The following is an 11,900-nucleotide window of genomic DNA, read 5'->3' on the forward strand; positions in this document are numbered from 1 at the left end:
AAACTCTTAATTTAACTATATTTAGGAGCATAATATATGAGCTACCAATACCTAAAAAAATCATCATCAAAAATTACTATAACATTACCCTCTTCTATAGATAGTGCTCATGTTTCTACTTTTATTAATGAAATTGCTCAATTAAATTTGGATTCTATTGCTTCTGATAAATCTAAATATATTCTTTTAGATGCTCGCACGATTAACTGGATTGAACCATACGCATCATTACTCATTATCGCCACCTTAAACTCATTACAACGCAAATGTAACGATTTAGAAATAGACGTAAAGTCATATAAAATCCAAAATTTTAATGGATACGCTGAGCATATTGGTTTCTATAATGCAATTTCTCTCCCGTATGGGAAAGAAATTGGTGTCGCACCAGGTAGTGATTCATATATTCCAATCCACAAATGGATTAAAACGGAGCTAGAAAAAGAGGCTAAAGATAAACATATTTTAGTTCAACAATTGCTAGAAGAAGAAGCATATACACTCAGTAAAACATTGAACTATCATAATAACTTCCCCGATACTTCAAAATCAATGGGGTTCGCTCTTTTCGAAATACTAAGGAATGTGTATGAACATAGTGAATCTGAAACACTTTGGTGTTGTGCACAAGTATGGCCACAGAAAGATAAACTCGAAATTGCCGTTGTCGATGAAGGAATTGGAATAAAAAAATCCCTAGCGTCTAATAAGGCTTATAACGATGGGAAAGATAATGTGGGATCTATTTTATTTGCACTACAACCCGGAGTATCTAAAAGTTATCGTCCACGCAAAAAGCACAATCCTTTTAGCGATAATGATGATAATGCATATGCTAATAGTGGATTCGGCTTATATCTTACAAGTCAGGTTTGCAAAGATATTGGAAAGTTTAAAATTTGTAGCGTTGGAAATCAAGTCCAATTATGGAAAGATAACAAACCTAAAATTACAAAACTAAACTTTAATGGTACTGGAATATGTATTAATATCAATTTATCTAAACTCGATCAATTTATGGAATTAAAAAAACAATATCTTTCAATAGGCGAAGCTGAAATAAAACACAAGCCAAATGTTATAAAAGAAGCTTCTGCTGCATCTAAAACAATTGGTCCAATTAGTAAAAGATTTGATTTTTAATACGCCCTACTCTCTCATATACATATTATATGCTATTACTTCACCTAATAGTGTTAACCTACCTTGAAAAATTATGCATTGCATCAATTCATGTTTTGAGCCCAATAACTCCATTAATTCTATAAAAACAATAAAATTACATAAATTAGAAAAAAATAACCGTAAAATAAAAAGCCTATATTTATAAGCTTTCTGTAATCTTTATTATCTGGATAAACTTTATAAACTTGCTTAAACTTTCTCCGGAACCGGGTGCGCAGGTTCGAATCCTGCTAGGCGCACCATATAAATATATAAAGGAAAGAGCCTGCAACTCTAAAAAGTTGCAGGCTCTTTCCTTTACAAAAATCCCCATCGCCGTTGGTATTCTACATTCAATGAAAACTCCGTATCCGTGAACCCTTGTTGTCGTAAACGGGCTTTCACATCTTCACCTTCACCGTCATAGATAACAGCATGCCAAGAATTGTCCGCATCATCGATGACAAACCGATGTTGATTAGCGAAATGACGCAGACGCTTCCGCACCGCTGAAGAAGCAGTAGCTGCCGGTGTCAATGTAATTTTTATAGCAATTACTGATGTCATATGCGCACCTCCTAACAACCGTTGCGTGCGTAGTTCACATGGACGCAGTGTCACAACATATTACAGCTGTAGCCAAAAATTCTGAAAAACTTGTGTCGATAACAGATAGCCTAACGGTACATTGATGGCCACACCGATAGCAAAAGCAAGCAAGGGTTTATATCCTACCTTCGTTAAATCGCGAAGACGTGTAGTAAGGCCAATGCTTAAGAACGTTAAAACAAAGAACCAGCCACGTAATTCCTTGAGCGCTGCCAATACGGTTTTACTGTAAGCTGTCCCCGTACTGCTATCAAGTCCGGTTAGTACCAATGAGGTAACAATGGATGCCACAAAAAAGCCAATAATAAATTTGGGAAAGCGTCGCCAAATTTCTTTTTTGTCGATGTGTTCACTATCTTTTACTTGCTTACGTTCCCACAATGTTACGGAAAGAATAGCCACCAAGAAGGCCCATACGCCGACAAACATATCGCGGCCCACCACTTTCATCAAGGTAAATGCCCGTACCGCTGCTTCATGCCCGATTGTCTCAGCCGCTGCAAAGCCGGCAGCATCAGCAAATTCCGACGTACCGATCCAAGCACCGGCTACACCGGGATGAAGCCCCAATGCTTTTGCTGCTGCCGGAAGAGCAAAGATCATAACGACGGCCCATACAATAACTAAGGAAATTGCTACCGATACATGTTCCTGTCGGGCGCGGCATGCACCGCCGATAGCAATGGAGCCGGATACGCCGCATATAGATCCGCCAGCACCAAGGCACGCTGCAAACCGTTTATCCAAGCCAAACAGCTTCGTTGCCGCTAAATAAATACTTCCAAAAGTAACAACCGAAACAATAAGTGCCTGTCCCATGGCGGCCGGACCGGCTTGCAATATAATCGTGAAGGGCAAGGTAGCACCCATGAGTACAATGCCGGTTTTTACATAATACTCGGTGCGCAGTGCATCGCTGAGCCATGCCGGTAATCGCACCAGATTACTGAGAATAAGTCCAACCACAAGTGCTAATAAAGGTCCTTCCAGTTGTGCGGCCTTTATCCAAGTATGAGATGCCAATACCGTAACGACGACCGCCAGTACATATAATGCCGTAAAGCTGCCGATAAAACGCCGGCTGCCAAAGCCAAGATAGTACGCACCCACCGTAATTACGGCAGCCAATACTATATATAACCGCAGAATGGATGCCCAACCATTTTGTATAATTTGCCCCAGCTGTTCCCAGCTTTGCCATGGCGTTACCTTAAAACGAATCCAGGACGTTATATCTCCCAGTCCGCCGTAAAACAAAAGACTCAATACAGCAATAAATCCCAAGCCGATGACAATGGCCCAGCTGTCTTCCTTTTTGTGCCAACGATATTTTGTTTCCATATACAAACCTCTCTTTTTTCTCAATACTACCTTTATGCGGAGTACTACGCGATGACCGGTACGGTCTTTTGACGGTCCCTCCCCCAAGGAACCATCCCATGTATTACTTAAATTCTTGCTAAGAATGTACATAAAGAAAACACCCGCCTTCCTCAGACGGGTGTCTCTCACCTCACTCATCTTTCAGAAAACTCTGCCGGATGTAGCACCGCTTCAATGAATATACTCATCGCCGGTTGCTGTAGCTTCTACGGGCCGTTCCCTCCACTACTCTTGATGAAATCCTATGCAATTTTAATTCCTATAATACATGTAAGAATTCTTGTGCTCTATCTTACACCGAGTCATTACGATTGTCAACGTCTTATTTAACTAAATATCATTATTTTCTTTCATAATACCCCTGTCTAATTTTCCTTTTACACTGTCTGACGACAGCTTTCCAGAGTAATCGTCAATATGCGATTAGCAAAAGGACTTCCGTTATGAGTCTCTTCAAATAGAGCTCCTTTTGTTCAAAATTCTGCAGTAAATGGTTTAATTCACATTGCTGGTAAAATAACTTATACTCCCTATTGATGAAAAGTACCCTGTGTCTAGATATCATTAATTTTGTCGTTTATATACACCTTACTGCATTGTCAATACTATATCGCCAGGCAATAGCAGCTAAACTAAGTATGCTCATAATAACACCACCGGCTACTACCCAAGGCAACCCCAGGATTGCAATCACATATCCACATCCTAGACTAGCTAATGTAGTTCCTAAATTAACGGCAGTTAGGAAAAGCCCATTCACAAAGTCCGGGGCCTCCGGTGCCGACGTATACACCCAATACTGCGTCACATTAGCATTGATTCCCGCAGCTATCCCCCACATAACAATACACATCGCTGAAAGCCATACACTTGTTGTACTCACATACATACCAATATAAATGCTGCCTACTGCTATCGGTAAAATCCACACTGTTTGCTTTGACCTCTTCACCAACAAATGCCCTGCCCACAAACTGCCCACGATATTCATAACGCCATATATGAAAAGAAGTACACTACCCACTAAGGGGGATACCTGTATAACCATACTGATATATTCTGCCGCATAGCCAAAAACACCATAAATAGCTCCATTCATACAAATAGCGCCAACAATGGATATCCATAATACCGGCTTTGCAAGAATCTTTAGCTGCGAACCATACGATAACGGTGCCGTCACCGCCATAGAAGGCACTTTTAATGCTATCAGTAATACGGCAATTGCGTTAATAGCCGCAAAGAAATAATATGCGCTCTCCAACGATATCTGTGTCGCCAAAAAATTGCTAATGGGCACACCCAATACCATTCCCGCTGACACCCCGACCGTAATATATGCTACTGCTTTCGGCGATTCTTCCGAGTCCACTGCGCCTGCTGCTATTGAAAAAGCTAATGAACAAAATACAGGATGCAATAGAGCAGGTAAAATGCGTAGCACCAATACTATATAAAAATTATCTATCCACGGTGTTACGGCGGTGCATAAAAAGAATACGCTAACCACCAACAGCATGATGTGTTTACGATTATATCGAGAAAGCAACAAGGGCAACACCGGTCCAGCCAAAGCCACGCCGAGCGCAAAGCCGCTTATCAGCAGACCGGATTCAGTAATACTGATATGAAATACCTCTGCCACTTGAGGCAGAATTCCAATCACCCCCATTTCTGTATTTAAAATACCAAATACCCCAAAAGCTAATATAAGTAATAATGTTTTTGTCTGTCGCTGTATGGCCATGCTCCCCCCTACTTTATACATCTTACTCTTGCCATATCTATATATATCTTACTCTTTCCACTTACAGCTATCCGGCACACTATCTCACACAAACCTACTTCTTCTATAAATTTCTATCGTAAAAAGCAATTAAACGGTCAAAGGGTATTTTGTCAATTTGATCATATAAATCTGTATGTGTGGCATTCGGCACTACAATAAGCTCTTTAGGTCCTGCAGCCTTGGCATACGCCTCTTCTGAGAAGTATCTTGAGTGTGCTTTATCGCCGGTAATAAAGAGAATTGGACGAGGACTGATTTCTTCAATATGCTCACCTAAAGCAAAGTTAAAAAATCCATAGGGAGCCAGTACATTCCATGCGGTAGCGGAGTTAATAGCTCGCGGATGATAGGCCCGTCCACGATAGTAATTAAAAAATTCCTTCGTTACCGAATCTGCATTAGCCGGCAATACATCCGGGAAGAGAGTGTCTGCATATACAGCCTGGCCATCCGTTGTCACTGGCACTTCATGAAGTCCTCGTGCTTCCTTGCCTGTATCCACACGCTGCCAACGCATGTTAGCCAGGTACTGTTTAACAGCTTCTCGTTGGTCCTTAGTATAATAATCACCTTTGTAGTGATCGCGAATACTTTCTGACATATCATACATAGCCGTAGTAGCAATGGCTTTAATACGCGTATCGTTAACGGCTGCCGTGATAGCCGGACCAGACAAACCACAAATACCCAACGCTCCGATGCGATTGCGATCAACAAAATCGAGGGAGCCCAAGAAATCTACGGCTGCACTGTAATCCTCTGTAAAAATATCCGGTGAAGCCATATCACGCACCTCTCCACCGCTTTCCCCCGTCATAGCCGGATCAAAAGCTATGGTTACATAACCATGCTTCGCTAATTCCTGTGCATATAATCCCGACGACTGCTCCTTAACAGCTCCAAAAGGACCACTAACAGCAATAGCACCATAGGTATGACCTTCTTTAAAATTTTTTGGCAAATACAAATGACCTGCAATCTCATAGCCATACCGATCGGTAAAGCGTACATTTTTTACAATAATAGATGTATCTTTTTTGAATACCCGTGTATCCTGTTCCGGAGCAAGCGGTATAATACTCGTCTTTTGCATATGACTAATAACCTCCTTTGCAGATGTCTTACTTGCAGTTGGTGCGACAGGTATAATGGGTGCCGTACCTGTAGTAGATGTTACAGTTGCAGTAGCTACTTCAGCAGTAGTTACCGGGCTAGCCGCTTCGCTAATGGTAATAGCCGACAGCCCTGTAAGCAATATAGCCGCTACCAATGCTAATCGTTTTTGTTTTTCTCTCATTATTTGCCTCCTTATTCATCGGTACCATTCCATCTATTATTAATGGTTTTAGCCGATACATAACGAAACACACTATTAGTTTCATCATACGTAGTTATCACTAACAATTGTAGCTGTATTGTAAATCCATTGCTGAGTTATGTAAAATATTTACTATCTATGATAAGATATAGATGTAAGATATATCTATTCAATTATTTTTCTCTACTAGCACCTCAATGACTATTCACAACCCAAGGAGGTTATCATGGAGCTACGAGTATTACGTTATTTTTTAGAAGCAGCTCGCGAAGAAAATATTACCCGTGCTGCCCGCAAGTTACACGTATCTCAGCCGACTATGTCAAAACAACTAAAAGACTTAGAAAATGAATTGGGACAACAACTCTTTGTTCGCACAAACTATGCTATCAAATTGACCGACGCAGGACTATTTCTAAAAAAACGGGCTGAAGAAATTCTTAATCTATCTGATCGCACGGAGCGGGCCTTTCGTTCTTTAGATACTATTGATGGTTGCGAAATTCATATTGGTAGTGCAGAAACAGAAGTGTTTTCCTACCTATCATGCGCCTTTCATAAACTACAACTAACGTATCCTCATATCCGCCTTCATGTTACTAGTGGTAATCTTTCTGATTTGACAGAATCATTGGATACAGGCATATTGGATTTTGCTCTCGTATCCGATTTTATCAATACTGATAAATATAACTTTCTTGACCTACCAATGGTTCATCATTGGGGTATTATTCTGCGTACTGATGATTCACTGGCACAAAAGCCTTATTTCACGATTGACGATTTACGTTCCTTACCTCTTATTTGTTCCCGCCAAGGCTTGTCACAATTAATGGCATCTTGGTTTGGTCACGATACTGACCAACTACGTGTTGTCGCCACCTATAACCTTATCTTTAATGCTGCTATTATGGTGCGATCACATGTAGGTTATGCTATTACCTTCGACAATCTTATTCCTAATATTCCCGGCTATGACCTTTGCTTTCGACCCCTGTATCCTTTAAAGCAATCTACATTAAAAGTCATATGGAAAAAGTATCAACAATTTACACCACAAGCCGCTGCATTATTAACTGAACTACGCCATACACTGACACCAGAGAACATACACTCGAATAGTACGTCCTTAAACAATATTCACTCTAAAAAGACAATCACCAAAGATTTTACCGATATATAACACCTCAGGTAAAGAGAACGATAACTAAATAACTGCCAATAAATTGCTACAGCAAAAAGGAGATGCGATATGCGAGGCAAAAGCCTCACTTATCGTATCTCCTTCTTTTATTTTCCGACATACACGCTGGGCACACCATTGACGTCAGCACAAGTAGTTCGACAATGCTCGGTATTACTGCAAATCCAACGTTTACGCGTTCCTTCTCCGGCAGCCACAAAATATCCTGTCTTACACCGCGGACATACATAGCCCTTCGCCTTGGCATCGGCCAGCTGTGCATCATTCGGTTGCCAATCAAATGTGGTGTTCGTTCCTCCCGTACCGTCATTGTCGCGAGGCATTCCGTCATCACCGACACCTGCCGTATACCGACATTTTGGAAAATCACTGCACCCAAAGAAGGTGCCGAACTTACCTTGTCGCCGTACTAAATGACCTGTACCGCAGCGTGGACAGGGGATATCCGAATGGGGCTGTTCCTCACGATGACTGCCCTGTCTGTCAGTAGTCATCGTATTTCTTTCAATCGTGCGGGTAGTAGTTTCCATGGGCACCCCATAGCCGCCAGGCATAGTCGATCCTGCTCCATTGATTCCTTCATTGGCTTTATTGATGAGCCTCGTTAAAAATTGCACTTGATCGCGCAAAAACGCATCTAATGTCCCCTTGCCATCACTCATATCTGCCAAACGTTCTTCCCATATCGCGGTTTCATCAGGGTACAACATTTCATCCGGTAATGCATCTACCAACATATAGCCCAGCTCTGTCGGCTGCAATACTTTTTTCTTGCCGCTTTCCCGCATGAATTTACGACTGATAAGCTCGCCGATGATAGTGGCCCTCGTTGCTTCCGTACCAATGCCGGATACCGCTTTAAGCTGTTTTTTCAGTTCGTCGTTGCGCACATATTTGTGAATTTCCTTCATCGCTTGTAGCAAGGTGGATGATGTAAACCGTGTAGGCGGTTTCGTCTGTTTCTTATCGATAGCCGTGTTCTCTACCGTTACCGTATCGCCTTTTTTCACGCGCGGCAGTTCATGACTTTCACCGTGACCTTCATGGGTATCATCGTCATCACTACGACCGTCACCGGTATCTTGATCGCCGGCAGTCTCTTTTTCTCCCGACTTGGCTGTCTTCTTTGTCGTACGCTGAAAGAGTGCCTTCCATCCCATATCGAGCACCACATGACCGGACGCCACAAATTCTTCGCCCACTTGCGTCACAGTTATTTTTGTTTGCTCGTATATGTGATCACCGTAGAACTGCGCAATGTACGAACGGGCAATGAGGAAATAAATGTTTCGTTCCATCGCCGTCAAACTATCTTTATTTGCTTTTACCGTTGTCGGAATAATCGCATGATGGGCGGTAATTTTTTTATCATTCCATGCCCGCGTCTTAATGGATGGATTGGCTCCCTGCACCCATGCGCTGAGCGTAGCATCACCGTAAGCGGCCAAATGCTGTAAAATAGCCGTGCGGTCTCCATACTGATTTTCCGGTAAATAATCACAATCCGAGCGGGGATAAGTAGTGAGTTTCTTTTCGTATAGCTTTTGTGCCGTATCGAGTACCTGCTGCGGATCATAGCCGTATGCTTTACCGGCTGCCACCTGCAAGGCCGATAGCGACAAGGGCAGACGAGGGGCTTCCTTCTTTTTGCTGAGACTGCAGCTACTGATAACACCGGTCGTATCCGCTGCCACCCGTTTGGCTAGTTCCAACGCCACCTCTTGTTTGATGACATGACCGTCCGCATCAAGGCCGACCTGTTCATCCTTCGGTTTCCAAGTAGCCCAGAACGATCCCTTCGGATGGGCATACAGCACCTTTAACAGATAATAATCTACAGGCTTAAAATTCTCCAGTTCCCGTTCCCGCCGTACAACTAAGGCCAAGGTTGGTGTCTTTACACGGCCGATGGGAAAGGTTACCTTATTCCCCTTACGTCGCTGCGCCAAAGTATACGCTCTGGATAAATTCATACCGATAAGCCAGTCTGCCCGCGACCGCGCCAAGGCGGATTGCTTCAAATTGAAAAAGTCCTTGTTATCTCGTAAATCACTTAATGCCGCACGCACCGACTTTTCATCCAAAGCATTGAGTAAGATGCGCTGCACCGGCTTCGTATTACCGGTGTATTCTAAAATTTCGTCAATCAAAAGTTGCCCTTCCCTGTCCGGGTCACCGGCGTTGACAATGACATCTGCCTTTTTCATCAGCCCCGTAATTATCCGAAACTGTTTGGCACTGCTTTTAGTAACCAAAAGCTTCCACGCCGTCGGCACTATCGGCAAATCTTCGGCACGCCACCGTTGATACCGTTCATCATAATCCCCCGGCTCAGCTTGTTCCAACACATGACCGAAGGCCCACGTCACCACATCATTGCCGTGATCGATAAAGCCGTCGCCACGCTTTGGCGTTCCCCCTAAATATTTACTGATCTCTCTCCCTACACTCGGTTTTTCCGCTATAAACAGTCGCATGACCTCTCCTTTTACCTATATATTTATCTTTTATATTCTACACCATATGTTCTCATGTTGTATATAAAGATGACAAATACCGCATGGGTAGTATATAATCGTAATGCTAGTTTAATTACAAGGAATGATACGTCGTTACCGAGTAACCGCTCATTTCTATTTCATAGACAACTTTCATGAGGTGACACACAATGACATTTTTAGAAGAAGTGAAGCGTCGTCGTACCTTCGCCATTATCTCGCACCCTGACGCCGGTAAAACGACGTTGACGGAAAAACTGCTCCTATACGGCGGTGCCATCCACTTAGCCGGTTCCGTTAAATCCCGTAAGACACAAAAATATGCTGTGTCCGACTGGATGGAAATCGAAAAGCAGCGTGGTATTTCCGTAACCAGTTCCGTTCTGCAATTTGATTATGACGGCTGCCGCGTCAATATTCTTGATACGCCGGGTCACCAGGACTTCTCCGAAGATACCTACCGCACCCTTATGGCTGCCGACAGTGCTGTCATGCTCATCGACGTAGCCAAAGGCGTAGAAGCACAAACAAAAAAACTCTTTGCCGTTTGTAAAGAACGAGGCATTCCTATCTTTACCTTTGTCAACAAGATCGACCACTACGGACGCAATCCGTTTGACTTGATGGAGGAAATCGAAAATTCCTTAGGCATTCGGGCGGTACCGATGAATTGGCCGGTAGGCATTAACGGTGAATACCAAGGTATTTATGACCGCGCAACTCACACGGTTGACCTATTCGCCAAAGATGAAACGCATGGTCAAAAAAAATTGGCTTCCACGAAAGAATCTGTAGACGACCCTGCCTTCCGCGAGTTGTTAGGAGAAGAGGTGCATCAATCTCTTGTCGATGATATTGAGCTTCTCGATATTGCCGGCGATGCCTTCGACTTTGATCGTGTCCGCGCCGGGGAGTTAACACCAATGTTCTTCGGCTCTGCTATGACTAACTTCGGCGTTAAACCGTTCCTCGAAAAATTCCTAGAATTGGCTCCGGCTCCGGCAGACCGCAAAGCCTTGGAGGAAACCGTGTCCGCATCCTCTGAAGATTTTTCTGCATTCGTCTTTAAAATCCAGGCTAACATGAATCCGAATCACCATGACCGCATCGTGTTCATGCGCATTTGTTCCGGCAAGTTTGAAAAAGGCATGTCTGTTCTTCATCGTCAGTCCGGTAAAACCGTACGTCTTTCACAGCCGCAGCAATTTCTCGCTACGGAACGTACCATTATCGACGAAGCCTATCCGGGTGATATTATCGGTGTCTTCGATCCCGGTACGATGGGTGTAGGCGATACGCTTTGTGCGTCCAATCACAAAGTAACCTTTGGTGACTTCCCTGTATTCCCGCCGGAATTTTTTGCTCGCGTTACTCCAAAGGACACTATGAAGCGTAAACAGTTCTTAAAGGGCATGACGCAGCTCGCCCAAGAAGGGGCCGTACAGATTTTTGAACAGCCTCACGCTATGGACTCCTTCATCGTCGGAGCTGTTGGTATGCTTCAGTTTGAAGTATTGCAGTATCGTCTCAAAAATGAGTACGGCGTTGATTTAGTGATGAACAACTTGCCGTACAGCGTTGCCCGTTGGGTTAAAGGCGATGTGGAAATAAGTAAGCTGAAAGGTCTCGACAGCGCCATGGCCGTTACCGATAACCGCGGCCGAACTGTTATCCTTATCAGTAACGAATGGCAAATGGGTTGGGTCGTGGAACGTAATCCGGACATAACGTTCCTTGAAACTCCACCACTCAACGAAGCGTAAGCGTTAGTGATTAGAAAAATATTTTTTATAAAGTAAGACCAACCGTGATAGCTCTTTGAAGCCCGGTCTAACGAAGAGCATTCTTCATAGCTATCACGGTTGGTCTTTTTGCATTCATAACTACAATTCTATTTTTCTAATCACTAACGACATTCGCAATCTTGACTGGATG

The 11,900-nt window shown here is 43.2% G+C and carries 8 protein-coding genes and 1 riboswitch; of the genes, 3 read left to right on the top strand and 5 right to left on the bottom strand.

Features of this window, described 5'->3' with window-relative positions; genetic code table 11:
* The first annotated feature begins 36 nt into the window (after positions 1 to 36).
* The gene (locus G344_RS0106040; RefSeq protein ID WP_028255421.1) at positions 37 to 1,143 is read left to right on the top strand and encodes an ATP-binding protein; all 1,107 of its coding nucleotides are present in this window, start codon (positions 37 to 39) and stop codon (positions 1,141 to 1,143) included.
* A gap of 339 nt (positions 1,144 to 1,482) precedes the next feature.
* Here the strand turns inward: G344_RS0106040 and G344_RS0106045 are convergent, their stop codons facing one another.
* The 4 genes from G344_RS0106045 to G344_RS0106060 all read right to left on the bottom strand — a co-directional run bounded on the left by G344_RS0106045 (position 1,483) and on the right by G344_RS0106060 (position 6,242).
* Positions 1,483 to 1,731, bottom strand: coding sequence for a hypothetical protein (locus G344_RS0106045; RefSeq protein WP_038155102.1), 249 nt, complete (start codon positions 1,729 to 1,731; stop codon positions 1,483 to 1,485).
* Positions 1,732 to 1,791: 60 nt separating this feature from the next.
* Positions 1,792 to 3,114 carry a YeiH family protein gene (locus G344_RS0106050; RefSeq protein WP_038155118.1) on the bottom strand — a complete coding sequence of 441 codons (1,323 nt, stop codon included), beginning with the start codon at positions 3,112 to 3,114 and terminating at the stop codon, positions 1,792 to 1,794.
* 173 nt (positions 3,115 to 3,287) lie between these two features.
* Positions 3,288 to 3,397, bottom strand: a riboswitch (SAM riboswitch).
* Positions 3,398 to 3,733: 336 nt separating this feature from the next.
* On the bottom strand, positions 3,734 to 4,903 hold the full coding sequence (locus tag G344_RS0106055; RefSeq protein WP_028255424.1) for an MFS transporter: 1,170 nt from the start codon (positions 4,901 to 4,903) through the stop codon (positions 3,734 to 3,736).
* A 103-nt stretch (positions 4,904 to 5,006) separates the two neighbouring features.
* Positions 5,007 to 6,242: an alpha/beta hydrolase gene (locus tag G344_RS0106060; RefSeq protein WP_028255425.1), complete on the bottom strand. Its 1,236-nt coding sequence runs from the start codon at positions 6,240 to 6,242 to the stop codon at positions 5,007 to 5,009.
* A 247-nt stretch (positions 6,243 to 6,489) separates the two neighbouring features.
* Here G344_RS0106060 and G344_RS10835 point away from each other — a divergent pair, with 247 nt between their 5' ends.
* Positions 6,490 to 7,446 (top strand): LysR family transcriptional regulator, encoded by a 957-nt coding sequence (locus G344_RS10835; protein WP_071838100.1) that lies wholly within the window; start codon positions 6,490 to 6,492, stop codon positions 7,444 to 7,446.
* A 107-nt stretch (positions 7,447 to 7,553) separates the two neighbouring features.
* Here G344_RS10835 and G344_RS0106070 read toward each other — a convergent pair whose 3' ends face one another.
* On the bottom strand, positions 7,554 to 9,944 hold the full coding sequence (locus tag G344_RS0106070) for a DNA topoisomerase 3 (protein ID WP_028255426.1): 2,391 nt from the start codon (positions 9,942 to 9,944) through the stop codon (positions 7,554 to 7,556).
* 191 nt (positions 9,945 to 10,135) lie between these two features.
* Here G344_RS0106070 and G344_RS0106075 point away from each other — a divergent pair, with 191 nt between their 5' ends.
* Entirely contained in the window at positions 10,136 to 11,728 is a 1,593-nt protein-coding gene (locus tag G344_RS0106075; RefSeq protein WP_028255427.1) for a peptide chain release factor 3, read from the top strand.
* Positions 11,729 to 11,900 lie beyond the last annotated feature (172 nt).

This window comes from Veillonella magna DSM 19857, assembly GCF_000428745.1.
Classification (GTDB): domain Bacteria; phylum Bacillota; class Negativicutes; order Veillonellales; family Veillonellaceae; genus Veillonella_A; species Veillonella_A magna.

Bases quoted from the DNA above. Each gene is read 5' to 3' on its own strand.
- G344_RS0106040 (WP_028255421.1), top strand. From the start codon at position 37: ATGAGCTACCAATACCTAAAAAAATCATCATCAAAAATTACTATAACA.
- G344_RS0106045 (WP_038155102.1), bottom strand. From the start codon at position 1,731: ATGACATCAGTAATTGCTATAAAAATTACATTGACACCGGCAGCTACT.
- G344_RS0106050 (WP_038155118.1), bottom strand. From the start codon at position 3,114: ATGGAAACAAAATATCGTTGGCACAAAAAGGAAGACAGCTGGGCCATT.
- G344_RS0106055 (WP_028255424.1), bottom strand. From the start codon at position 4,903: ATGGCCATACAGCGACAGACAAAAACATTATTACTTATATTAGCTTTT.
- G344_RS0106060 (WP_028255425.1), bottom strand. From the start codon at position 6,242: ATGAGAGAAAAACAAAAACGATTAGCATTGGTAGCGGCTATATTGCTT.
- G344_RS10835 (WP_071838100.1), top strand. From the start codon at position 6,490: ATGGAGCTACGAGTATTACGTTATTTTTTAGAAGCAGCTCGCGAAGAA.
- G344_RS0106070 (WP_028255426.1), bottom strand. From the start codon at position 9,944: ATGCGACTGTTTATAGCGGAAAAACCGAGTGTAGGGAGAGAGATCAGT.
- G344_RS0106075 (WP_028255427.1), top strand. From the start codon at position 10,136: ATGACATTTTTAGAAGAAGTGAAGCGTCGTCGTACCTTCGCCATTATC.